This is a genomic window from Bordetella flabilis, from assembly GCF_001676725.1.
GTDB classification, from domain to species: Bacteria; Pseudomonadota; Gammaproteobacteria; order Burkholderiales; family Burkholderiaceae_B; genus Bordetella_C; species Bordetella_C flabilis.
The window spans coordinates 3,061,912-3,086,121 of record NZ_CP016172.1 but is presented as its reverse complement, the minus strand read 5'-3'; the positions used below and the strand labels follow the sequence as shown (position 1 = coordinate 3,086,121).

The following is a 24,210-nucleotide window of genomic DNA, read 5'->3' as shown; positions in this document are numbered from 1 at the left end:
CGGCCTGGGACGGGGCTCAGGCTGCCTTGGTGGCGAGCTGGCGGACGCCTTCCGCCAGGGTCGCGCGGGCACTGTCCAGGCGGCCGCTGGCGCCAACGTTCCATGCCGCCGCCGACCCCGCCGACGCCTGCTCCAGATCCAGCAGCCGCGCGATCTCCGCCGGCTGCGGGCCGCCGGCGCCCTTGCGGCCGTGGATCATGCGCAAGGCGTCCACGCATTGGCCGAATTGCGCCTCGTCCAGCGGCAGGGGTTCGCCGGTCAAGTCCCGGTAAATCCGGCCGGCCTGCGCATGGCTGATGTCCGCCAGTCTGAGGCGCTGCGATCGACCGTAGTCGGTCAGGACCGAGGCGTAGTGATGGCCCACGCGAAACGGCACCCCGGCCCGCTGCATCAGCATATCGGCGATTTCCGTCACGGTGGAGTAGTCGCCATCGACTTCGGCTCGGGCCTGCGCCACGTCCACCACCAGGTTTTCGACGACACGTTGCAGCAGGCCGAACAACGCAACGCTGTCGTCCGACGGCAGCGGGTCGTAGGCGCGGTAGTCGAACATGCCGGTGCGCACGTTGTGCGCCAGCAGGAAAGGCGCTTGCATGCGACCCAGCAGCAGGCTGCTCCGGGCGCGCAATTGCTCCAGCGCCGCCGGATTGCGCTTCTGCGGCATCAGGCTGCTGATGCCCATCAGGTCCCCGGGCCTGAAACTCACCCAGGGCAGGGGCGACATGTAATGCGAGTGCAGGTCCTGGGCGAACTGGCTGACCTGTACCGCGCAACTGGCCAGGATGCCCGCCAGCTCCAGGCAACTGTCCACGGGCGCCAGGTGGTTCGCGTCATAGGCATTCAGGACAAGCCCATCGAAGCCCAGCAGCGCCGCCAGCCTGGACCTGTCGATAGGAAAGCTCGAGGTGGACAGGGCCGCCGCGCCCAAGGGGCTCAGGTTGATGCGGGGATAGGCGTCGGCCAGGCGATCGAGCTGGCGGCCCAGCGCGCTGGACAGCGCGAGCAGATAGTGTGCGAAGGTGGTGGGCTGTGCCTGCACCCCGTGCGTGTACGCGGGGATGACCGTTTCTGCATGCTGGCGGGCCAGCGCGATAACAGCCTGGCGAACGCGTCCCAGCGCCGCGTGGACCTGCAGCAGGTCGACACGCAAATTCATGCGCGAGAGGGTCGCCGCGATGTCCTGGCGGCTGCGGCCCGCGTGGACCAGCGAGGCCTGCGCGCCGACGCGCGCGACCAGCCGCTTTTCATAGTCCAGGTAATCGCCGGAGGGTTGCGTGGCGGCCGGCTCCCGGGACAGCGCCAGGATGCCGGCGGCGATAGCCCCCGCCACCGGCGTTGCCAGGATGGCGGTCTCTGCCAGCATGACGATCGAGGCTTCGTTGATCTGCCCCAGCAAGGCGGGCACACGGGCGCCGCCGCGGAAGGCTTCGTTCACATCCTTGCCGTGGTAGGCGCTATCGGGATGGTCTGGGCTTATGGACATGGAACGCTCGCAGGGACAAACGACGGCGACTTTGCCCCTCGGCGCTAAATGCTGTCAAATGAATAGTTTGGCACCTTTCATTCCCTGGAAGGAATACAGGCGGGCCCCATGGCGATGACTTTCCAGCAGTTGGTAAGCCTGCGTGAGCTGGTGGCCAACGGCTTCAACGTGTCCAGGACGGCGGACGCGCTGTTCACCACCCAGCCGGGCGTGAGCAAGATGATCCGCGCGCTGGAGCGGGAACTGGGTGTGGAGGTTTTCCTCAGGCGGGGCAATCGCCTGGTGGGCCTCACAGAAGCGGGCCAGGAGGCCTGGCAACTGGCGCGCCGCATCCTCCAGGACGCCAGCACGCTGCGCCAACTGGGGCAGGGGGAGGGGCACGGCGCGCCCACGCGGGGCACGCTAAGGATAGGCACGACGCACATTCATGCGCGCTACCGTCTGCTGGATGTCACCGAACGCTTCCTGCGTGCCCACCCGTATGTACAGATCGAGTACGTAGTAGGCACCCCCGCAGAGATCCATGCCAGCGTGCGGGACGGCAGCCTGGATATCGGCTTGAGCACCATGCCGGATTCCGTACCGCCCGGCATCCTGGCCCTGAAGGCGTATGACATGAAGCGCTGCCTGGTGGTGCCTACCGGCCACCCGCTGCTGGATGTCGCCGAAATCACGCTGGAGGAATTGGCGCGCTGGCCCTGGATCGTCCACAACGAAAGCCTGACCTCCGGTGCCGTGGTGCAGCGGACGTTCCAGGCGCACGGCCTGCAGCCACGCATCGTCATGCGGGCGATGGATGTGGACGTGATGAAAGCCTATATCGCCCGCGGCATAGGTATCGCCGTACTGCAACAGATGGCGATGGACGGGGACGCATGTCCACGCCTGCGGCGCATCGAAGTGGGGAATCTGTTCCCTTCGTCGGCGGCCATGGTGATCGTCCGCAGCGATCACCTGCTGAAAAAATTCGCCTTCGATTTCGTGCGCATATTGATACCGCGCACCAAGCCGAAGGCGATTGCCGAGGCGTTGAATATGGCAGTGATGCGGCCTTAACGGCGCGACATCAGGGCTCCGGCGACGAACCCGATGGCCAGCGCCGCGGCCAGCGTACCCATCGGATTGCTCCTGGCGCAGTCGCGCACCATGTCGAGCGCTTCGCCATAGGATTGCTGTGCCTGGCCCGCGATCTGGCGGGCCTTGCCTTCAATCTGGGTGCCGGCATCGCCCGTGATGCCGCCGATCGCGTCCTGTGCCTTGCCGGCCATTTTTTGCACGGTACCTTCGGTCTTTTCGAGCATGGTGTTTCTCCTTGGAGGGTGGTGTTTGCCCGCGGCCGACCGGCCGGACGGGCCTGGCGAGCGCAGATTGGAATAGCGTTCAGCAAGCCCTGTGCCCCTCCATCGTCCGGCAGGGAGGCCGCGCCTGCCCCGGCGCTCCGGCATGTCCTTATCGGGGCGCCAAGGAAGAGCAACGCGCGCGAGGTCAGCCCACGGGGCCCGCGCCGGCGCGTCGACGGGCTTCCTGCTTCAGCAGGTCGCGTCCGATGATCAACTGCTGGACTTCGCTTGCGCCCTCATAGATGCGCAAGGCGCGGATTTCGCGATACAGGCGTTCCACCGTGGTCCCGCTGCGCACGCCCAGGCCGCCATGCATCTGTACGGCCGCATCGATGACCGATTGCGCATGTTCGGTGGCCGCCAGCTTGGCCATGGCGGCGGCTCGGGTGACGTTTTCGCCGCGATCGCGCAGCCAGGCCGCCCGGTAGACGAGCAGCGCGGAGGCGTCGATGGCGGTTGCCATGTCGGCAAGCTTTTGCTGCGTCAACTGGAAGTCGGCCAGCTTGCGACCGAACATCGCGCGGCCCGTCGCGCGATCCAGCGCTTCGGCGGCGGCGCGCCGGGCGAAGCCCAGCGCCGCTGCGCCGACCGATGTACGAAAAACGTCCAACGTGCGCATGGCCAGCTTGAACCCTTCCCCCGGCAGTCCCAGCAGGCTTTCCGGCCCCAGCCGGCAATCCGTGAAGCGCAGGCGCGCCAGCGGGTGAGGCGCGATGACGTCGATGCGCTCGGCGATTTCCAGCCCTGGCGTGGCGGCGTCGACGATGAATGCAGAAATACCGCGCGTGCCGGCCTCGCCATCCGTCCTGGCGAACACCACGTAGAAGTCAGCGATGCCACCGTTCGATATCCAGGTTTTTTCGCCTTTGAGAATATAGCCCTCGCCGTCGGCATGGGCTCGGCACTGCAGTGCGGCGACATCCGAGCCGGCTTCCGGCTCGGATAGCGCAAAGGCCGCGATGGCCTCCCCGCGCGCCACGCGCGGCAGGTAGCGCTGGCGCTGTACCGCGCTGCCGTCCAGGGATATGGCACCGGAGCCCAGACCCTGCATGGCGAAGGCGAAGTCGGCCAGGCCGTCGTGCCGGGCCAGGGTCTCGCGGATGAGGCAAATGGCTCGCGTATCGAAACCGCCATCGCCGTGGTCGCCGGTCGGTACGCAATAGCGCAGCCAGCCCCCTTCGGCCAGCAGGGCCACGCGTTCCCGGCATGCTGCGTCGACGGCTTGCGTACCGGAGGGGTGGTCCAACCGGCCGAGGCGGTCGGCGGCCCACCGATCCAGCGATTCGCCCATTGCGCGGTGCGCGTCGTCGAAAAAAGGCCAGTCCAGGTGGGAAGTGTCGGTCATGGCATATTCCGTTCGCGAGCCCGGCCCGCATGCGTTTCGATTTTCATACTACTTGGTAGTATAGTCATGGCATGAGCGGGCGGCGTCGCCATGGGGGCTATCGGCCAGCCGGTACACGCCAATTCCACGGGCTCGTGACGGAAACTGGGAGGCAGCCATGGCTTTGCCGCTGGAGGGGGTGTTGGTCATCGCGGTGGAGCAGGCCGCCGCCGCGCCATTTGCGTCGTCGCGATTGGCCGACGCGGGGGCGCGGGTCATAAAGATCGAGCGAGCGGAAGGCGACTTCGCCCGCGGGTACGACCGTGCGGTACATGGGGACAGCACTTATTTCGTTTGGCTGAACCGCGGCAAGGAATCGGTGATCCTGGACTTCGGCAAGCCTGACGACCTCGCATTGCTCAGGGGCATGATCGCGCAAGCCGATGTCCTCATCCAGAATCTGGGCCCCGGCGCGGCGCAGCGTGCAGGCTTCGGGTGGCAGGAAATGCGCGCCTTGAATCCACGCCTCATCACCTGCGATATCACGGGATATGGCGAAAGCGGGCCCTATGCCGGCAATCGCGCCTACGACCTCCTGGTCCAGGCCGAAACCGGGGTCTGCTCGGTCACCGGCACGGCGGAGGCGCCCGGGCGGGTCGGCGTGTCGGCATGCGACATCGGTACGGGCATGTACGCCCATGCCGCCATCCTCGAAGCGTTGATCGAGCGACAGCGTACCGGCGAGGGCAGCGCGATCCACGTTTCATTGTTCGATGCCATGAGCGATTGGATGAACGTGCCGCTGCTGCACTACGACCACGGCGGCACGGTATGGCCGCGCGTGGGCCTGTCACACCCCACCATCGCGCCGTATGGCGCCTTCCCCGTACGGGACGGTCGCCAGATCCTGGTCGGGGTGCAGAACGATGGCGAATGGAAACGCTTTGCGGCACAGGTGCTGGGCCGCCCGGACTTGCTGGAGGATCCTTCGTATGCCACGAACGGCGATCGCGTACGCAATCGCGCTGCGTTGGATGCGGTGGTGGGCGATGTGCTGGCGACAATGACCCTGGAGCAGGCCCGCGAGCGCCTGGCAGCCGCCAAGGTCGCCTACGCAAGCGTCAACACCGTCGCAGAACTCTCGGCTCACCCGCATTTGCGCCGCGCCACCGTGCAGGCGCCCGGCGGCGAATTCAGCATGGCCGCGCCGCCGCCGCAGTTTCGCGGCAAGCCCCGCAGCTATGGCGCGGTTCCCGCGCTGGGCCAGCACACGGACGCCGTGCGCGCGGAGTTTTCCGGCGGGACGTCGGTACGATAAACTGGCCCGCCCCTCGAAACGCGTATCCAGGACATGCCCAGGAAGAGCCCCATCGCCGCCGTCGCGTCCGACAGTGCCAAACCAGGTCCCAACCAGGGGGCCGAGAAGTTGTCCAGCGCCGACAAGGCCGATGCCATCCTCGATGCCGCCGCGTCCGTCTTCATGGAGATCGGATTCGCGGCCGCCTCGGTCGACGACATCAGCGAAGCCTATGGCGCGACCAAGGGCATTATTTATTACCACTTTCGCAGCAAATCGGCGCTGTTCTTCGGGGTGCAGCGGCGCGCCATGCAGATGACGCGCGAAGCCATCGAGCCGCATGCGCTTTCTGCCCAGCCGGCCGCCACCCGGCTCTACGATATGGCCTATGCCCACACCATGCTGATGATGCGGCAACTTTCGTATCTACGCGTGGCGGCACAGGGCCTGGAATTGCATCTCAGCGGGCGTACCAGCGCGCGCGAGCGGGCGGAGCTGGAAGCCATCATGGCGCTGCGCGACGGCAATGAGACCCTGTACGTCAAAGTGATCGAAGAGGGCGTAAAGAATGGCGAGTTCCGGGCTGTGGACCCGAAGCTGTCCGTCAAGCCGCTGCTGGGCGCGCTGAACTGGACCTCGCGCTGGTATCGCCCACGGCCGAAGGAAACCGACAAGGACCGTGTGCGCATCGCGACGGAAGTCGCGTCCTTCGCGATGCAGGCCCTTCTGGCATAGCCGTCCTACTGCTTCGGTATCTTGAACTGGTCGACCAGCCGGCTCTCGCGCTGTATTTCCTTGCGCTGGAATTCACCGAAGCCCTTGCCGTCGGCGAGGAACAGCACGTAGTTGCTTTGCGCCAGGAAATCGGCGGTGTCCTTGTCGCGGTAAATCTTCAGCAGTGCCTGCTCCAGGCGGGACGTGACGGCCTCGGGGGTCTTCGCGGGCGCGAACATACCCCACCATGCCACCTGGAAGAAATCCTTGTAGCCCAGTTCCTGCACCGTCGGTATTCCCGGTTGCGCAGCGAGCCGCCGGTCCGTGGTGGCGGCCAGCATGCGTATTTTGCCTGCGGCAAGCAGGGCCGTCGCGCCGCTGTAGTCCGCGATGACGAAGTCCACTTGGCCGCCGGCCAGGTCGGTCAAGGCGGGCGCCGCCCCCTTGTAGGAAATTACATTGGCCTTGCCTCCGACCAGGGACATCAGCCATTCGCCGGCGATCTGGTAGGTGGTGCTGCCGCTGCCGTAATTGATGCGGCCGGGCTGCTTGCGGGTCGCCTCGAACAATTCCTCGGCGGTCTTGTACGGCGAGTTGGCCGGCACGAACAAGCCCATCGGGCCGAAAGCCAGCCGCGCCAGCGGCGTGAGATCCTTCACGGGGTCGTAGGGCAGGTGCTGGTACAGCGCGACATTGGTCGACGCCGGACCGTTGGCGGCGAAAAGCAGGGTATAGCCATCCGGCGGCGAAGTGGCCACCAGCTGCGCGGCGATGATCGCATTGCCGCCCGCGCGGTTCTCGACGACCACCGGCTTGCCGAGCTCGCCTTCCATGCGCCGCGCGGTGTAGCGCGCGATGGTGTCGGTGCCGGTGCCGGGCGGGTAGGGGACAATGATGCGTATCGGTTTGTCCGGATACTGCGCCAGTGCGGGAGCGGGCGCCACGGCAAGGCCGGCCAGAAGGGCGCAAAGGGCGCGGAAGAGCGGGGCTTTCATACTTGCTGTCTCCTGATTGGCCGGATCGCGCATGGTGGCGCGTCCGGCGTTTCTGCTTTGAAAATCGCTGCCAGTGGCGTGACGGGCCATGGACGTGTAGGGTGGCCTCAGCCGGGTGGACCTTCAGGGGTTGAGCACCACCCTGCCGATGACCTCGCGCGTTGAGATTGCCGCCAGCGCATCCCTGAACGCATCCAGTGGATAACGGCGCCAGGTATGAGGGCGCAGGCGGCCTTGCGCGGTCCAGGCCAGCATCTCGTCGAAAGCGCCGCGCACTTTGTCGGCCATGCCGTCGGGCCGCGGTTGGCGCGCCCACCCCATGTAGTAGCCCCAATACAGGCCGATGACGGTAATGTTCTTGACCAGCAGGATATTGGCCGGAATCTGCGGGATCTGGCCCCCCGCGAAGCCCATGGGAGCGATGCGGCCTTCCGGCGCGATACAACGCAGCGATTCGTCGAAGGTGCTGCCACCGACCGGATCGAAGATCACGTCGGCGCCGCGATGGGCGGTGCAGGCGAGCACGGCTTCCCGGAAATCCTGCTGCCGATAGTCGATGCCGACGTCTGCCCCATGGTCCAGCGCGGCCTGTACCTTCTCAGGCGATCCGGCCGTGGCGATGACACGGGCGCCGAGGAGTTTGCCGAGCTCCACCGCGGCCAGGCCGCTACCGCCAGCTGCGCCATGCACCAGCAGTGTCTCGCCGGGCCGCAGGGCGGCCCGCCATTTCAGGACGCCATAGGCGGTGGCGTATATGGTGGGAAACTGCACGGCCGCGTCGTAGTCCACGGCGTCGGGCAGCTTGAAGACGGTATCCTCGGGCGCCACCACTTCCTGTGCGTAGCCCCCGGTCCTCACGCCCGCCACCACGCGGTCCCCGGGCCTGAAGCGTCCCGCCGACGGACCGCATTCCAGGACGACGCCCGCCACTTCCGTGCCGGGCGTAAACGGCGGCGCGTGGCGGTTCTGGTGCTTGCCTTCCATCACCAGCAGATTCGCGAAGCTCACTCCCGCGGCATGGACGCGTATCCTGATCTCGTGTTCGCCCGGTACGGGCGCGTCGATATCCTCGACCGCGGCGTGGTCCAGGCCCAGTTGACGGCACACCACGGCCTTCATGACACGACTCCATGCCGTCCTGCCCCATCGGCGAAGCGGCGCGCACCCGCGCCGGCTTCCCGTTCACGCGCCTGGACCGACAGTTGCGCTTCCCGTGCGATGGCCTGCGCCTCGTCCATGCCTTGCTGTTCGTACACCGACTGCCTGTCCGACAACATGGCGATCTGCGGGAAGCCGGCCATCTGCCGCGCCAGTTCTTCCGCCGCCGCGCGGCTTTGCCCGTCCGGCACGACACGGTTGACCAGTCCCATGCGCTCCGCGGCCTGCGCGTCCACCTTGCGGGCGGTCAGCATCATGTCCATCGCGCGGCTCATGCCGATCAGGCGAGGCAAGCGCACGGTGGTGCCGTCGCTCATCGGCACGCCCCAGCGGCGCGACAGTACCGCGAAGGTAGCGCTGTCCTCCGCGACGCGCAGGTCGCACCATAGCGCCAGCCCGAGGCCACCCGCGCAGGCGTAGCCGGCCACCGCCGCGATCACCGGCTTGGCGGCGGGCCGGCCCAGCGGGCCGCCAGCGCTGCCGGCCCAGGGTTTGTAGACGGTGCCCGCGGCCAGCTCCTTCAGATCGGCCCCCGCGCAAAAGGCGCCGCCCGCCCCCCATAGCACCGCGACCTTGGCCGTCTCGTTGCGCTCGAAAGCGGCAATCGCCTGGCCCAGCAGGCGCGTGGCTTCGACGTCCAGGGCGTTGCGGACCTCGGGACGGTTGATGATGATGGTGGTGACGGGACCCGCGGTCTCGACCAGGATTTTTGCTGACATCGTTTTCCTCAACCCAAGCGCGCGATGCGCGCGTCGTCGTACCCTGCCTCGCGTAGCACCGCCTCCGTGTGCTGTCCCAGCCGGGGCGGACCCAGGCGTATGCCGCCGGGCGAATCGGACATGGCGATAGGCACGCCCGCCAGATGCAGCGGGCCCTCGCTTTCATGGTCGAATTCGACGAAAAAGCCGGTGTCGGCCAGGTGCGGATCGTCGCGCAGCGCCTGCAGGTCGTTGGAGGGGGCCGCCGGAATGTCCGCCTGTTCCAGCAATCCAAACCAGGTAGCGGTGTCGCGCTTGCGCAGTTCCGTTTCGACGATCTCGTACAAGGCATCGATGTTCGCCATGCGGCTGCCTATGGACGCGAAGCGTGGGTCCGCGATCAAGTCGGAGCGCTCGAGCAGGACCAGGAAGCGGCTCCACTGCGCGTCCGTGTTGGCTATCACGCAGATGAAGCCGTCCCGCGTCGCCAGCGGACGGTGAAAGCGGCCGAAGACGCGCGCATAGCCGAGTGGCTGCGGCGCCTGTGCCGCAGCGTCAGGCGCCAGCACCGCGTCGGCCATATGGTCGTACAGGTTGAAAGCGGCCATGGACTCGAACATGGGGACCTGCACTTCCTGGCCGCGCCCGGATCGCTCCCGGTGCAGCAGGGCGGCCGCCACCGCATAGGCAAGGAATACGCCGCACAGCTTGTCGGTCATCAGCATCGGGATATACGACGCCGCGCCTGTCATGCGCGCGTTCAACCCGGAGATGCCGCTCAAGCCCTGGATCACGTCGTCATACGCGGGCCTGTCGAAATAGCGGCCGCCCTTGCCGTAGCCCTGGGCGCAGGCGTAGACGAGCGAAGGAAAATCGGCCGCGAGGCGCGCGTAATCGATGCCCAGCTTGACCGCGGCCTGATGCCGCATGTTGTGCACCAGGACATCCGCGGTGCCCAGCAGATGCCGGAAGGCGTCAAGGCCATCCTGCTGCTTCAGGTCCAGCACCACGCTGCGCTTGTTGCGGTTCAGGTTAAGGAAGAAGGAACCCATCAGAGGCCCGCGCGCAGCGCCGATCCGCCGTGTCGGGTCGCCTTCGGGCGGCTCTATTTTGATGACGTCCGCACCCATGTCGCCAAGCAATTGCGTGGTGACGGGGCCGAACACGAAATTGCTGGCGTCCAGGACGCGTATGCCGGTTAGTGGACCACTCATGCTTTGCTCTGTGACGGACGCGGTGAATGCGGATCGTTTGCCGTCTGTGCCGGCGACACCCGCCGCAGCGGATGCCCGCCATCTGCAACCAATGGCCCATGGCGGGACCGCGCAAAAAGATAATACTACGAAGTATTATTTTTATGTGACGAAAGCGTGTTGCGGCACGGCATGCGCCTTGCTTGATCCGGCACCTGGACAGGAACCACGTGCAAGGAGATCGCCATGTCAGGTCAGATTCAGGGCGAAGCAGGGCAGCGGCGCCGCTTGGGCGCCTGGTTGGCCCCGGAGGAGAAGGCGATGGCCGCTTTTCGCGTCGACTTGATGACGCGCGCCCGGGCCCGGCATGGCAAGGTGGAGCCGGCCGGCGTGGTACGGGAATTCGAATCCTTCATCAATCGCGATGCGGTATTGCGGATGAATTTGACGCGCGCCATCGACCAGGCGCGCGATGCCGGCCATGTACTGGGCTACGGATCGGTCGAGGAATTGATGATGGCCCTGGACTATGTCATGACCTACGCGCCGCCGTTCAGCCAGGCCAGCACCATCATCCTGCCGATCAACGGCTTGCTGGAGTGGCTCATGTGCATGCCCAGCGGCTACGCTGTGTTCCGGGATCCGGCTTTCAACCGTCACATGAAGCGCGTCCTGGACTTATGGTGCGGCTTTTTGTGCGGACCGCACTCACGAACCCATTTGAACGATGCATCGCCCAATGGATGGTTCTGTCCCGAGGCGCTGAAGAAGACCGGCATGTCGCAATTCCTGTGCGATCCCGCGGCACCGTATTGGGGATTCGCTTCGTGGAACGACTTCTTCACGCGTCGCTTCAAGCCGGATGCTCGACCGGTCCATGAACCGGGCAATTCGCGGGCGATCGTCAGCGCCTGCGAAGCCTCTCCCTATGCCATAGGGGAAAACGTTCAGCGCCACGACAAGTTCTGGCTCAAGTCCCAGCCATATTCGCTGGGGGAAATCTTCACCGGCCGGGAACCGGAACTGGCCCGTCGTTTCGTCGGCGGCACGATTTACCAGGCATACCTGGGCGCTACCTACTATCACCGCTGGCACGCGCCCGTTGCCGGACGTATCCAGAAGGCGTATCTGGTCGATGGGACCTACTATTCGGACCTCGAGGCCGAGGGCGAGGATCCTCACGGACTGAACGATTCGCAGGGCTACACGACCGCAGTGGCGGCGCGGGCGATTATCGTCATCGAGGCAGACGATCCGGCGGTGGGGCAGGTGGCATGCGTTTTCGTCGGCATGGCCGAAGTGTCGTCCTGCGTTATCGACGCGATGCCGGGCCAGGATGTGGAGAAGGGAGACGAACTGGGGTATTTCCAGTACGGCGGTTCCACCTATTGCCTGATCTTCGAGCCCGGCGTCATCCAGGAGTTCGGACCGCGGCCGCCATTCTCCAGCGATGCGGAGCCCGTCCCGGTGAATGCGTATCTCGCCAGCGCGCGCTAAGCCTGGAGGACGGGTAGCGGCGCGATATGCCCACGTCGGGGGCGATGCGGCGACGGACGATGTCTTGTCGCACCTCCGGCGTGGCTAGGTGCGGCGCTGTTCGCGCTGGGCCACCGCGTCCCTCCGGGCGCTATCCGTGGCTGTGGGAATCGCCCCCGCCCAGCTCATCCATGTGCTACCCTGCCGCACAATCCGGAGACCCTGGGCGCAGCGGGCCATGCCCCGCGTGCCGAAACGCTGCCGCTTTATCGATGCCCGCGTGCTCCGTCCGCATTCCGTTGAAGGAGCATTCCATGAGGTCTGGTATTCGTCGCCGCGCTATGCCGGTGGCAGCATTGCTGAGCGTGGTCCTGGCAACTGGTGCCGGTGTGCAGGCAGAGGAAGCCCCCGCAACGTCCGTGGCCGCGCAAGCCGGCGCAACGCCTGCCGGCGACGTCCAGGCGGAGCAGGGATCGATGCAGGCGGCCGACCGGGCATTGCAATGGCCCCGCACCTTCGATGCCCCGGACGGGATGCGCATCCAGCTGTACCAGCCGCAGATCGACACCTGGAACGGGGACCAGATCGGCGGCCGCATGGCCACCGCGATCGGTCGTCCCGACGGCAATCCCACGTATGGGGTGATCCAGTTTTCGGCGCGTGCCGATGTGAACAAGCCGGCCGGCCTGGTGTACGTGGACCAGATCCGCATCCAGAAAATCGACGTGCCGACCGAGCCCAAGGACGCCGCCGAAGTGCGCAGCGTCGTGGAATCGCACGTCCCGCGCAGCTTGACCGCCCGCCTGGAGGCGCTGCAGACCAGCTACGCGGTATCGCAAAAGCTGGCATCCCTGCCTTCCGTGCCGGTAAAGAACCCGCCACCCGAAATCGTGTTCCGGTCGGTGCCCACCATCCTCGTGCTGGTGGACGGCAAGCCCGCGCTCTACAACGTCGAGGGCGCTAACGGCTGGCAGCGGGTCGCGAATACACGCGCGCTCATGTTGGCGGATTCCGCGGGCTATTTCTACCTGAATGTCACGGGTCACTGGTTCCAGTCATCCGCGCCGACCGGTCCTTGGCAGGTGCTGGAGAGTCCATCGCAGGAGCTGTTGTCGGCCGCCTCGGCCGCGACGCGCAAGGAGAAGGCGGATCCGATGCTGCCGGGCAACGGCAAGCCGTCCACGGTCATTCCCCAGGTCCTGGTGGAAACGCGGCCGGCGGAACTGATCATCACCAGCGGCGCACCGGAGTTCGCCCCGGTGCAGGGCACCAGCCTGCTGTCCATGACGAACGCGGATCACGCGGTGTTCATGAACCCGTCCAACAACCACTATTACGTGCTGATCTCGGGCCGCTGGTTCAGTGCCTCGCAACTGGGCGGACCGTGGGCCTATGTGCCCAGCCGGCAGTTGCCCCGCGATTTCGCGCGCATCGATCCCCACGACCCGTCGGCGGGTGTCCTGGCGTCCGTGCCCGGTACGCCGCAGGCCAAGGAGGCCGTCATCGCGGCGACCATTCCACAGACGGCCACCGTCGCGCGCGACAAGGCGACGCTTAACGTGGCATACCTGAACGGGCCGCCTGATTTCGCCTACATTCCGGGCACGCAGGTCCAGTTCGCGGCCAACAGCCAGACGCCGGTATTCCGCGTCGACGGCAGCTATTACGCCTTGTCCAATGCCATCTGGTTCACCGCATCGTCGCCCACCGGTCCGTGGCGCGTCGCCGACCACGTCGCGCCGGCGCTCTATACCATCCCGGTGTCGTCGCCATTCCACTACGTCACCTATGTGCGGGTTTACACCGCCACGCCTACTTCGGTGGTGTTCGGCTATACCCCGGGCTACATGGGCGTCATGGTGGCGCCGGACGGCACGGTGGTGTATGGCACCGGCTATGCGTATCCGGCCTATGTGGCGGGCCCCGTCTATGTCGGTTACCCGGCCACCTACGGCTATAACGCGGCGTTCGATACCGCCGTCGGCTTCGCCTTCGGGTTCGCGGTCGGTTCCACCTGGGGCGCGCCGGCGCCGTACTGGGGCCCGTACTGGGGGGCGTCATACTGGCGCGGCGTCAATGTGAACAGCGTTGACGTGTACGGCCACTGGGGCGGCACCGGCGTGGTGACGCACTCGGTGGGATGGAACAACTGGAACGGCACGTCGTGGTCAAGCACGCATGCCGAGGGCTACAACCCGGTCACGGGCCGCAGCTTCGAGGGCACGCGCGGCTCCGCCTACAACTGGCAGACCGGCAATTACGCCTCCGGCTATCGCGGTCATTACAACGACCCGGTCAACGGCACGGCGGGCGCGGCGCGTGGCGGCGTCGTGGGCAATGCGGCCGACGGTACAGCGACCGCCGGCGAGCAACGCATCCACACCAACGACAACACCGGCCGCACCATCGCCACTTCGCGCACCGCGACGGCGCAGGCCGGCAAGGGCATCACCAGCTACGACAACAAGGGCGTGGTGCACGACAGCCACACCGGCAATACCGTGGGCTGGAACGATGGCAACGTCTATGGCGACCATGACGGCAACGTCTACCGTCATACCGACCAGGGCTGGCAGCAACACAGCACGTCGGGATGGCAGGCGATGAGCGCGAGCAATACCAGCGCGGCCGACCGTACCTACCTGAACCAGCAGCAGCAGGCCCGCACCATGGCCGACAACTACACCCGCGGGCGCTACGACGATGGCGCCATGCAGGACCGCGGCTGGGGCAATCGTGGCTTCAATGGCTCGGGGTGGGGCGGCGGCGACCGCTTCGGCGGCGGGGGCGAGCGCTTCGGCGGCTTCGGCCGGTTCCGTCGCTGAGCGGCCGCTCAGCGGCCGCGGTCTGCCCGGCGGCCACCGGGCTAGGCCAATGCCCCGCGCAGCCAGATTTTCTGCATGACCGACTCCAGGGCCACGAGCAGGGGCTCGCCGGCCCGGTCGGGCGCCAGGACAAAACCCAGCGTCGCGTCGGCACGGGCGGTGCCCCAGACGACGAAATCGTTGGCGGCGGCGCCCGCCATGGCGATTTCTTCGCGCAGCAGCGCGCAACCGGCGCCGGCGCGCACCAGCGCATCCAGGTTCGCGTGGTCGTCGTTCTGCATGGCCACGCGCGGGGCCAGTCCGTGGCGTTCGAACATGTCGCGCAGCAGCAGATGGGCATGGCTGCCCGCGGGGCCGTCCAGCCACGGTAGTTGCGCCAATTCGCGCCAGCCGCCGTGCCTGACCGCATCCGCCTGTGCGTGCGGAAGCGCGATGCGGTACTGCACGCTGCGCAGGGGCATCCATTGCAGCCCCAGCGGCGGCCGCGTCGCCACCACCAGCGCCGCGGCCAGGCGGCCGGTGGTGACCTGTTCCGTCAGTTGCGTGGCGGGCAGTACGTGCGTCTTCAATTCGATCAGGGGCAAGCGCTGCGTGACCACGGCGGCCAGCTCCCCCAACCGCAGGAAGTCCGGCCGTTCGCTCGGTATGCCCAGGTCCAGCACGCCGTGCAGCTCGCCCTGCAATCCCTGCGCTTCCGATTTCAGTTGATTGCCCAGCGCCAGCAGCGCCTCCGCCGTGGGCAGCAGCGCTTCGCCGGCTTTCGCCAGCGTCAAACGTCCGCCGTTGCGCTCGAACAGCGCGACGCCCAGGCTCTGCTCCAGGGCCTTGATCTGGCCCGTCACGGCAGGCTGCGTCAGGGACAGCGCCTCGGCGGCGCGGGTCAGGTTGCCCAGGCGCGCGACTTTCACGAAGGCGCGTATTTGGTAGATCTCCATTCGGCGGCAGCGGTTCCTCGGGGCGGGCCGCGGCGCTCAGGCGGCCAGCAGGCGGATCTGGCTGGGGGCCACACCCACGGCAACCGGCGCGCCCACCTGGAAGATGGACAAACCGGCCAGGTGGGACTGGTCGGCCGTAATCGTGCGTTCGCCCACCTGCACCTGGTAGCGCGTGAACTCGCCCTGGAACTCGCTGGCCTGCACCACGCCGGGCAGCCAGACATACCGTGCGTCGGTATTGCCGCCGGCCATATCGATCTGCACCACGTGGGGCCTGAAGCTGGCCGCCAGCCGCGCGCCGGCGGGGACTTCCCCATGGATCGCGAGCTGCAGATCGCCCACGCCGTCGACCGCCAGCGTCACGCTATGGCTGGTGCGCTCCTTTACCTTGCCTTCCAGCACGTTCATCGTGCCGACGAAGTTGGCGACGAAACTGTTGACCGGAAAGTCGAACAAGGTATGCGGCGCGCCGATCTGCTGCAGGACGCCGTGGTCCAGCACCGCCATGCGGTCGGCCGTCGTCATGGCTTCTTCCTGGTCATGGGTCACGAATATGGTGGTGATGCCCAGGCGGCGCTGCAGGCTGAGCAGTTCGCGCCGCATCTGCACCCGCAGCTTCCTGTCCAGGTTGGACAGGGGCTCGTCCAGCAGCAGTACCTGGGGTTCGATGACAATGGTGCGGGCCAGCGCGACGCGCTGCTGCTGGCCCCCAGACAGCTCGTTCGGACGGCGCGCGGCGTATTGCGACAGGCCGACCAGGGCCAGCGCCGCGTCGGTGCGCTCGCGGATCTCCGCGCGCGGCACCTTGCGTTCGATCAGGCCGAAGGACACGTTCTCGCGCACCGTCATGTGCGGCCACAGCGCGTAGTTCTGGAACACCATGCCGATATTGCGCCGCCACGGCGGCACCCCGGTCATGTCCTGGCCATCCACCAGCAGCTGGCCGCGCGAATGCTGGTTGAACCCCGCGATGAGCCGCAGCAGCGTCGATTTGCCCGAGCCGGACGGCCCCAGCAGCGCGAAGAATTCGCCAGGTTCGATATGCAGGTTCAGTTCCTTGAGCACCTCGGTCCGGCCATAGGACAGGCAGATCCCGCGGCATTCCACACTGACTTTCTTCATGTCGTCTCCAGGGGCCGCGCCGTGGTGGCGCTTTGGGGGTCCAGCGCCAGGGTTTCATCCATGCGGGCGGGGCCTTGGCGTGTGCCCGCGCGGGCGACCAGCAGGTGGCTGGCGTAGGTGCCGATCGCCACCGCGATGACCGCCAGCACCCCCATGGCGGCACCCGGCCCGCGGCCCGAGGCGCTTTGCATATATAGATAGATGCCGTAGCTCATGGGCGCCTGGCTCTCTCGCGTCACCAGCATGATGGTCGCGGACAATTCGACCGCCGCGGTGATGAAGCTGGTGACGAAGCCCGCCAGCATGCCGCCCGCCATCAGCGGCACGACGACGCGGCGCAGCGTCCGCCAGCGGTTGGCCCCCAGGCATTGCGCCGCCTCTTCCAGCGACACGTTGATCTGCTGCAGCGCCGCCACGCAGGACCTTACGGCATAGGGCAGGCGTCGTACGGAATACGCGATCATGATGATGACCCAGGACGAGGTCAACGTGGCGGCCGCCAGCGGGATCTCGACATTGCGGAAGGTGCGCAGCAGCCCGATGGCCAGCACGATGCCCGGCACCGCCAGGGCGGCGGAAGCAAGCCAGTCCAGCCATTGCCGGCCCGGCAGGCGCGTGCGTAGCATCAGGTACGCGATGGCGGTGCCCAGGATGACATCCACGCCCGCGGCCAGGCCGCAATAGAGCAGGGTGTTGGCGATCATGCCGCCCGAGTCCTGGAACACCGTGGCGTAGTGCGCCAGGGTGTAGCCATCCGGCAGGGGGGCGAAGCTCCAGACGCTGGCGAATGAAAGCAGCAGTACGCCGATGTGCGGCGACAGGACCAGCAGCAGGACCAGGATGATCCAGCCATAGGCGAGCACCGCTTCTCCGTGGCGCAGCCGACGCCTTTGGATGCCCGTGCCGCCTTTCTGCAGGGTGGAGTAGTCCTTGCCCTTCAGGACGCGCGCGGACAACCACAGCGAGGCGATGGAGAAGGCGATGATGATGACGCTGATGACGTAGCCGAGCGGATCCTCCAGGCCGACCTGGGTGATGCGCAAATAGGCCTGGGGCGCCAGCATATTGGTCGTGCCCAGCACCAGCGGCGTGCCCAGGTCGTCGAAGACCTTGACGAACACCAGCGACGCGCCGGCGACATAGCCGGGCAGGGCCAGCGGGAAAATCACCCGCCGGAACAGCCTGAAGCCACGCGCCCCCAGGTTGAACGCCGCTTCCTCCATGGCGCCGTCGATATTGCGCAGCGCGACGACCAGGTTCATCAGGATGAACGGAAAGTAATGCAGCGACTCCACGAAGATGACGCTGTTCAGGCCTTCCATCAGGGGAAGATTGATGTCGAACCATTCTCCCAATAGCAGGTTGACGCTGCCCGACCGGCCGAAGATCAGTTGCATGGCCACCGCGCCCACGAAGGGCGGCATGATCAGGGGCAGAATACCCAGCGTCTGGATCAGCAAGGCGCCACGGAACTCGAAGCGCACCGTGAAGTACGCCAGCGGCACCGCCAGCAGGGAAGCGATGATCGTGGACCACACCGCGACGTAAAGGCTGTTGTAGAAGGCCTCCCGCATAAGCGGCTGGTTGAAGAATGCGCCGAAATGGCCGGCGGTGAAGCTGCCGTCGGCGTTGACGAAGGCCGCGTGGAAGACGGTGGCCACCGGTACGATCAGGAAGGCGGCCAGGAAAGCGATGACGCACAGCGCCACCGCCGCCGGGCCTTTGCTCCAGGCGAATGTGTGGGACACGTGATGCTCCGGAAAACCGCTATTGCGCCGCCTGCTGCGCCAGCCTTACCGCTTCTTCATAGTTGGCGCGCGCCTTGCCGTTCCATTCGCCTTCGAGCTGCGTGATCTTCTGGTTGACCGCGCTGTCGCGCTTGTCGCCCGCGAACAGCTTCAGGAACGTCGCATCGGCGCTTTGCTGCGACGTTACCAGCGGTGCCCAGGCCAGTTTGCGCGCCTGGGCCAGCAGTTCCGCCGGCTTGCCGGCCTTGGCCTTGTCGCCCAGCTTGCGTTCGGCGTCGTAGATGGCCTTCGTGGCCTGCTGCAGTTCCTTAAGCCTGAACGTGATGGTCTGGTCGAACAGGGACTGCACCAGGTAGTAGCGCTGCTGGGACAGGTCCACGTCGAAATGCACGGTGCTGCGCTTGGCGAGTTCCAGCGGGTCAGGGTAGCCGGGCGGGATCTTGCCCTTGAGCTCGCTGTACGGCAGCACCGGCAGGCGCGAGATCTTGGGTTCCAGCAGGATCTCCTGGCCCGCGGTTCCCAGCGCGAACTGGATGAACGTCTTGGCTTCGGCGGGGTTCTTCGCGCCTTCGATCAGCGCGATATTGGCCGGCACGATCGCCGTCTCGGTGGGGTAGACAAAGTCCACCGGAAACTTGGAGAACTTGCTGGACAGGCCGAAGAAGTCGATCACCGGTCCGGCGCCGAATTGCCCGTTGTTGACGCCATCCGGGACGCCGAAGGAACGTTCCGTCACCGCGCTGCTATTGCCCGCCATGCGAAGCAGCGTGTGCCAGCCGCGGTCCCAGCCTTCGCCCTGCAGCACGGTTTCCACCGTCAGGTGCATGGTGCCGGACCGCGACGGGGAGGTGATGCCGACATGGCCGAACCAGTCGGGCGCCAGCAGGTCCGTCCATTGCGTCGGCGGCGCCAGCTTGTGCGCCTTGATGTAGCGCGTGTTGTACATGATGCCGTAGCCCGCCAGCGCCTGGCCGTAATACATGCCGCCCGGGTCATTGATGGGAAAGCTGCCGATCTTGTCCGGCACCTTCGGATTGGCGACGTCCTTGGCGGTGGCCAGCAGCTTGTCACGGTGCAGAACTTCGAAGGCGTCCGGCGCGCTGGCCCAGAAGATGTCGGGCCGCTGGCCCGCCGGGGTTTCGCGTACAAAGGCCAGGCCGGCGACAGTGTTCTTGTTGAGGATCTCCAGCGTAATGCCGGGATGGGCCTTCTCGAAGGCGGTCTTGTAGGCCTGCGTCAAATCCTTCGGAAAAGACGTGATCACCGTGACGGTGCCCGCCTGGACGACGCCACCGGCCAGCGGCACGACCAGGCCGAGCGCCAGCGCGGCCGTGAGACGACGGAATTTCGGCATCTTTGTCTCCTCTTCGTGTGTTGTAGCGGCACGGTAAACCGGTGCCCGATCGGGCGTCCAATCATAAATTCTGATACGGCCCATCAACGGGGCGACGGACCGATCCGGCGCCGGGGCATAGCTGCAACGCGATGCAACCAGATGCGTGGCAACTTCCTAAGTCAATGCTAAGTAATCGGCGCTAAGCTGGCGGCTGCATTTTTCACGGAACGGGAGATTCCCCTTCATGAGAGTCCTGCTGGTGGAAGACGATCCGATGATCGCCTCGGCCGTCCAGATCGCGCTGCGCGATGCGGCATACGCCGTAGACCATGTGGCCGATGGAGAGTCGGCGCTCCTGGCCGCGGCCACGCACGACTATGATTTCATGCTGCTCGATCTGGGGCTGCCCGGGCGCGATGGCCTGGGCGTGCTGGCGGCCCTGCGAAACCGCGGCGACACGCTGCCCGTGGTCGTCATTACCGCGCGCGACGCGCTTGCCGACCGCGTCGCCGGCCTGGACATGGGGGCGGACGACTACATCGCCAAGCCGTTCGAAACGGCGGAACTGCTGGCGCGCATGCGAGCCGTCGTGAGGCGCCACGCCGGCAGCCCGATGCCCGTGCTGACCAACGGCCGTATCAACCTGGATCTGGTGCGCCGCGTGGTTACCGTCGACGGCCTGGAGGCGCGGCTGACGGCCAAGGAATTCGCACTGCTGCAGACCCTGATGCTGCGCCCTGGAGCCATCCTGTCGCGGCATGAGCTGGAAGAGCGCGTCTATGGCTGGAACGAGCAGGTCGAAAGCAACGCGGTCGAGTACCTCATCCACGGCCTGCGGCGCAAGCTGGGCAGCGAATCCATACGCAATGTCAGGGGGCTGGGATGGAGCGTTGCGACCGCGCGATGAAGTGTTCGCTGCAGGTCTATCTGTGCTGCTGGCTGGCGGCGATCGTCGCCATTGTGGCGGTGCTGGCGGGAGGATATTCCTTCTTCGCCGCCATCCACGAGGCCAACGAATACCAGGATGCCCAGCTCCGGCAGATCGCCGCGCTGGTGGACCAGAACGCGCTCGTCCCGGTTTCTCCCGCCATGCGGCCCAACGAAGGCCACGAGGCGCGCAAGCGGGCGGTCGTCATCCAGGTCCTGGACCGGACGCAGCCGCGCACGGCCGCGTGGCCCGGGAGCCTGGACCTGCCGGAGAATCTGCCCGACGGTTTCCTGACGCTGACGGTGAACGACGTACCCTGGCGCTTCTATGTCGTGGCGCTGCAGTCGGGCGATCGCCTGGCTGTCGGCCAGCGCACCGCCGCCCGCGATGAGCTGGCGCGCGGCAGCGGCTGGCGTACCCTGGTGCCGTTCATCATCCTGATTCCCGTGCTGATCGCCACGATCACCCTGATGGTGCGGCGCGGGCTGCTGCCCGTTTCGCGCCTGGCGCGCGGCATCGATGCGCGCATACACCACGATCTGCGTCCGCTCGACGCTACCCAGGTGCCGCGCGAGATCCGCCCCTTCGTGGTGTCGATCAATGGCCTGCTGGGCCGGGTGCGGGAGTCCATGGAAATGCAGCGCCGCTTCGTGGCCGATGCTGCACACGAGCTACGTTCGCCGCTGACGGCGATGTCGGTGCAATTGGACAATGTCTCTGCCGCACAATTGCCGGGGGATGCCGCCGTGCGCCTGGAACAGCTTCGGGGCGGCCTGCGGCGCACCATCGCACTGGCCGAGCAACTGCTGTCCCTGGCGCGCTCCCAGGACGCGGCGGGGCATCCCGTGCAAGCCATCGACGCGAAGCCGGTGATATCGCGCGTGGTCGAGGACCTGCTTCCGCTGGCGCTCTCCCGGTCCACCGACCTGGGTGTGGAGGTGGAGGACGGAGTACGGATCGCCACGACGCCGGTCGACCTGGCCACGGTCGTGCGCAACGTGCTGGATAACGCCATCCGCTATACCCCGGAAGGCGGCCGTGTCGATCTACGGCTGCGCCGCGCGCCGGAAGCCGTAAGCCTGGAAGTCGAGGACAATGGGCCCGGGATTCCGCAGGACGAACGGCACCGTGTATTCGACCGCTTCTACCGGATCGTCGGCAGCCGGCAAAGCGGTTCCGGCCTGGGCCTTTCCATCGTCGCCACCATCGTCAACCGCTGGCAGGGCCGGATCGCCTTGTCCGATGCCCATGCCGGCAGCCCCGCCGGGCTGAGGGTCCGTATCGAAATTCCCCATTCTCCAACCGAGAGGACGCACTGATGCCTATATTCCGTTCGATGCCGTCCCTGTCCGCCCATGCATGCATGCCATTCATAGCCGAACAGGCCCAATTCATTCGCAGCTGGTATCGCGCCCCGCGCACCGTGGGCGCCGTCCTGCCTTCGGGGTCGGCCCTGGCCGAGGCGATCGTGCGCGACGTCGATGTCCGGCACGTGCCGGTGCTGGAGCTGGGCAGCGGCACCGGCGCATTCACCCGCCGGCTGGTCGCGCACGGTATTGCCCTGAACCAGCTGCATCTCGTTGAACTGGACTCGGGCTTCGCCCGCCGCCTGCGCCAGGCCTTCCCCGGCGCCCGGGTGCACGAGTGCGACGCCCGGCGGCTGACGCTGCCCGAAGGGGTGCGTGGGCACATCGGTGCCACCGTATCCGGCTTGCCGCTGCTGAATATGTCGGCCCGGGCGAAGATGGCGCTGCTGCACGGCGTCTTTGCGCAAATGCGCCCCGGCGCCGCGCTGTACGCGTTCTCGTACGGGTGGGGCTGCCCCGTGTCGCAGCGCCTGCTCGACCGGCTGGGGCTGCGGGCGGAATGCGTTGCGACCGTATTGCGCAACGTCCCGCCCGCGCGGGTGTGGAAGATCACCCGGCGGGCGCCGTGCCCGCGTCTGCTGGCGGATGTGGCCTGGGGCGTCGAATGAGGGGGTGAGGCGCCCGCTGGTTCCTCTTGTGTCGTACGGCCGCGCGCTTATGCCGCGATGCCGTCCAGCAGGGGAATGACATCCTCCGGCAACTCGAGCCGGGCCACGGAGAGGTTTTCCCGCAAGTGCGCGACCGAGGTCGTGCCGGGGATAAGCAGGATATTGGGCGACCGGCGCAGCAACCACGCAAGCGCCACCTGCATCGGCGTGGCGCCAAGGCGGCTGGCGACATCCGACAGCGTGGACGATTGCAGCGGAGAGAACCCGCCCAGCGGGAAGAAGGGCACATACGCGATGCCATCCCGCGCCAGGTCGTCGATCAGGGCGTCGTCATGCCGATGCGCGATGTTGTACATGTTCTGCACGCACGCGATGTCGGCGATCTTCCGCGCTTCGGCAACCTGAGTAGACGTCACATTGCTCAGGCCGATATGCCGCACCAATCCTTGCCGCTGCAATTCGACCACGGCCGTCAACGGTTCCTCGATCGAGCCTTCGGCCGGGCCATGCACGTCGAGCATGATGCGCAGATTGACCACGTCCAGCGCGTCGAGCCCAAGATTGCGCAGGTTGTCATGGACCGCCTGCGTCAGTGCCTCGGCCGAGAAGGCAGGTTGCCATGACGCGTCATCGCCACGCCGGGCGCCGATCTTGGTCACGATGGTGAGATCGTCGGCATAGGGGTGCAAGGCCTCGCGGATGATCTGGTTCGTGACGTGCGGGCCATAGTAATCGCTGGTGTCGATATGGTTGACGCCCAGGGCGACTGCCTCGCGCAGCACCGCCAGGGCTGCGTCGCGGTCCTTCGGCGGACCGAACACGTGGGGCCCCGCGAGCTGCATGGCGCCGTAGCCGATCCGCTTCACGGTGCGGCTGCCGAGTTTGTATGTGCCACTGTTTTCGATGGTTGTCATGCCGATCCTTCTTGTCAAAATCCAGTCCAGGAAGTATATGAAGGATCTTTCAGCTTTTGAATTCGCATTCCATGAGCACCGGCAAAACCCCTCTGAAGCCCCGTAAATCCCCGGTCCAGGCGCGTTCCCTCGCCACGGTCGAAGCCCTGCATATGGCAACCATTCAGGTTTTGATGCGGGAAGGACTGAGCCGGTGCACGACAACGCGGGTCGCCGCGCGTGCGGGGATCTCGGTGGGGAGCCTCTATCAGTACTATCCCAACCGCGACGCCTTGCTCGCCGCCGTGCTGAAGAACCATCTGGACGGCATCGCGAGCGTCGTCGACCGGACGTGCCTGGAATACCGGGGCAAACCGGTATCCAAAATGGCTGCAGGGCTGGTTACGGCGTTTCTCGCGGAGAAGCTGCGCAATCCGGAAGAGTCGAAGACGCTCTATGCGGTGGCGGCAGACCGGGGCGGCGCCGAATTGGCCGGCCGCGCCCAGGCCCGCATGGTGGCCTCGATCGCGGCCATGCTGGCCAGCGCGCCGCGCGCGCATTTCGACGATCCGACCGTCACGGCTGTCATTTCGCTGAACGCCTTGGTGGGTCCGGTGCGCGCGGTGCTGGAAGGAAAGACGCCCGCGGGATTTGAAGCGGGCCTGGAACCACAGCTTACGCTGCTCCTGACGGCGTATTTCAAGGCACACCGCAACACCGCCAAGACGGCGCGGGGTCGCACGCCGGCCTAGGGTTGGCGTGTTCGTATA

Annotated in this window: 21 protein-coding genes; 9 read left to right on the top strand and 12 right to left on the bottom strand. The window is 66.4% G+C overall.

Going from position 1 to position 24,210, the window contains the following annotated elements:
• Positions 1-16: 16 nt before the first annotated feature.
• On the bottom strand, positions 17-1,483 hold the full coding sequence (locus BAU07_RS13455) for a lyase family protein (RefSeq protein WP_066658520.1): 1,467 nt from the start codon (positions 1,481-1,483) through the stop codon (positions 17-19).
• Positions 1,484-1,591: 108 nt separating this feature from the next.
• Here BAU07_RS13455 and BAU07_RS13450 point away from each other — a divergent pair, with 108 nt between their 5' ends.
• The gene (locus tag BAU07_RS13450) at positions 1,592-2,539 is read left to right on the top strand and encodes a LysR substrate-binding domain-containing protein (protein WP_232338124.1); all 948 of its coding nucleotides are present in this window, start codon (positions 1,592-1,594) and stop codon (positions 2,537-2,539) included.
• Here BAU07_RS13450 and BAU07_RS13445 read toward each other — a convergent pair.
• A complete protein-coding gene (locus BAU07_RS13445; RefSeq protein ID WP_066658517.1) occupies positions 2,536-2,784 on the bottom strand; it encodes a CsbD family protein in 249 nt (82 codons plus the stop codon). The two genes, BAU07_RS13450 and BAU07_RS13445, sit on opposite strands and share 4 nt — an antisense overlap.
• 184 nt (positions 2,785-2,968) lie before the next feature.
• Positions 2,969-4,168: an acyl-CoA dehydrogenase family protein gene (locus BAU07_RS13440; protein WP_066658514.1), complete on the bottom strand. Its 1,200-nt coding sequence runs from the start codon at positions 4,166-4,168 to the stop codon at positions 2,969-2,971.
• A gap of 157 nt (positions 4,169-4,325) precedes the next feature.
• Between BAU07_RS13440 and BAU07_RS13435 the strand changes: the two genes are divergently transcribed.
• Together BAU07_RS13435 and BAU07_RS13430 are read left to right on the top strand one after the other, a co-directional pair.
• Positions 4,326-5,465 (top strand): CaiB/BaiF CoA transferase family protein, encoded by a 1,140-nt coding sequence (locus BAU07_RS13435; RefSeq protein ID WP_066658511.1) that lies wholly within the window; start codon positions 4,326-4,328, stop codon positions 5,463-5,465.
• A 33-nt stretch (positions 5,466-5,498) separates the two neighbouring features.
• Complete coding sequence (locus BAU07_RS13430; protein ID WP_084025717.1) at positions 5,499-6,179, top strand: TetR/AcrR family transcriptional regulator; 681 nt, start codon at positions 5,499-5,501, stop codon at positions 6,177-6,179.
• 5 nt (positions 6,180-6,184) lie between these two features.
• Here the strand turns inward: BAU07_RS13430 and BAU07_RS13425 are convergent, their stop codons facing one another.
• The 4 genes from BAU07_RS13425 to BAU07_RS13410 form a co-directional block, all read right to left on the bottom strand.
• Complete coding sequence (locus tag BAU07_RS13425; RefSeq protein WP_066658509.1) at positions 6,185-7,153, bottom strand: Bug family tripartite tricarboxylate transporter substrate binding protein; 969 nt, start codon at positions 7,151-7,153, stop codon at positions 6,185-6,187.
• A gap of 123 nt (positions 7,154-7,276) precedes the next feature.
• Complete coding sequence (locus tag BAU07_RS13420) at positions 7,277-8,272, bottom strand: NADPH:quinone oxidoreductase family protein (protein WP_066658507.1); 996 nt, start codon at positions 8,270-8,272, stop codon at positions 7,277-7,279.
• Entirely contained in the window at positions 8,269-9,030 is a 762-nt protein-coding gene (locus BAU07_RS13415) for a crotonase/enoyl-CoA hydratase family protein (protein WP_066658505.1), read from the bottom strand. Before BAU07_RS13415 ends, BAU07_RS13420 begins: the two co-directional genes overlap by 4 nt.
• 8 nt (positions 9,031-9,038) lie before the next feature.
• Positions 9,039-10,223 carry a CaiB/BaiF CoA transferase family protein gene (locus tag BAU07_RS13410; protein WP_066658502.1) on the bottom strand — a complete coding sequence of 395 codons (1,185 nt, stop codon included), beginning with the start codon at positions 10,221-10,223 and terminating at the stop codon, positions 9,039-9,041.
• A gap of 225 nt (positions 10,224-10,448) precedes the next feature.
• On the opposite strand from BAU07_RS13410, the gene BAU07_RS13405 reads away from it, so the two are divergent.
• Positions 10,449-11,699, top strand: a complete 1,251-nt coding sequence (locus tag BAU07_RS13405) for a phosphatidylserine decarboxylase family protein (protein WP_066658499.1) — start codon at positions 10,449-10,451, stop codon at positions 11,697-11,699.
• Between the two features lie 293 nt (positions 11,700-11,992).
• Positions 11,993-14,503, top strand: coding sequence for a carbohydrate-binding family V/XII (locus BAU07_RS13400; RefSeq protein WP_157122224.1), 2,511 nt, complete (start codon positions 11,993-11,995; stop codon positions 14,501-14,503).
• 41 nt (positions 14,504-14,544) lie between these two features.
• Here the strand turns inward: BAU07_RS13400 and BAU07_RS13395 are convergent, their stop codons facing one another.
• The 4 genes from BAU07_RS13395 to BAU07_RS13380 are packed head-to-tail and all read right to left on the bottom strand — an operon-like array spanning position 14,545 to position 19,662.
• Complete coding sequence (locus BAU07_RS13395; protein ID WP_066658496.1) at positions 14,545-15,438, bottom strand: LysR family transcriptional regulator; 894 nt, start codon at positions 15,436-15,438, stop codon at positions 14,545-14,547.
• 36 nt (positions 15,439-15,474) lie between these two features.
• Complete coding sequence (locus tag BAU07_RS13390; RefSeq protein ID WP_066658493.1) at positions 15,475-16,560, bottom strand: ABC transporter ATP-binding protein; 1,086 nt, start codon at positions 16,558-16,560, stop codon at positions 15,475-15,477.
• The gene (locus BAU07_RS13385; protein WP_066658491.1) at positions 16,557-18,308 is read right to left on the bottom strand and encodes an ABC transporter permease; all 1,752 of its coding nucleotides are present in this window, start codon (positions 18,306-18,308) and stop codon (positions 16,557-16,559) included. The genes BAU07_RS13390 and BAU07_RS13385 overlap by 4 nt, the downstream gene beginning before the upstream one ends.
• Before the next feature lie 19 nt (positions 18,309-18,327).
• Positions 18,328-19,662, bottom strand: coding sequence for an ABC transporter substrate-binding protein (locus tag BAU07_RS13380; RefSeq protein WP_066658489.1), 1,335 nt, complete (start codon positions 19,660-19,662; stop codon positions 18,328-18,330).
• A gap of 226 nt (positions 19,663-19,888) precedes the next feature.
• Between BAU07_RS13380 and BAU07_RS13375 the strand changes: the two genes are divergently transcribed.
• From BAU07_RS13375 to BAU07_RS13365, 3 genes are read left to right on the top strand one after another with little or no spacing between them, the layout of a single operon-like run.
• Positions 19,889-20,551, top strand: coding sequence for a response regulator (locus BAU07_RS13375; protein ID WP_066658487.1), 663 nt, complete (start codon positions 19,889-19,891; stop codon positions 20,549-20,551).
• The gene (locus BAU07_RS13370; RefSeq protein ID WP_232338123.1) at positions 20,548-21,891 is read left to right on the top strand and encodes an ATP-binding protein; all 1,344 of its coding nucleotides are present in this window, start codon (positions 20,548-20,550) and stop codon (positions 21,889-21,891) included. Before BAU07_RS13375 ends, BAU07_RS13370 begins: the two co-directional genes overlap by 4 nt.
• Complete coding sequence (locus BAU07_RS13365; protein ID WP_232338122.1) at positions 21,891-22,547, top strand: class I SAM-dependent methyltransferase; 657 nt, start codon at positions 21,891-21,893, stop codon at positions 22,545-22,547. Before BAU07_RS13370 ends, BAU07_RS13365 begins: the two co-directional genes overlap by 1 nt.
• 47 nt (positions 22,548-22,594) lie before the next feature.
• On the opposite strand, the gene BAU07_RS13360 is transcribed toward BAU07_RS13365, so the two are convergent.
• On the bottom strand, positions 22,595-23,461 hold the full coding sequence (locus BAU07_RS13360) for an aldo/keto reductase family oxidoreductase (RefSeq protein ID WP_066658479.1): 867 nt from the start codon (positions 23,459-23,461) through the stop codon (positions 22,595-22,597).
• Between the two features lie 71 nt (positions 23,462-23,532).
• On the opposite strand from BAU07_RS13360, the gene BAU07_RS13355 reads away from it, so the two are divergent.
• Positions 23,533-24,192 (top strand): TetR/AcrR family transcriptional regulator, encoded by a 660-nt coding sequence (locus tag BAU07_RS13355; RefSeq protein ID WP_066658476.1) that lies wholly within the window; start codon positions 23,533-23,535, stop codon positions 24,190-24,192.
• The last annotated feature ends 18 nt before the right edge of the window (positions 24,193-24,210 follow it).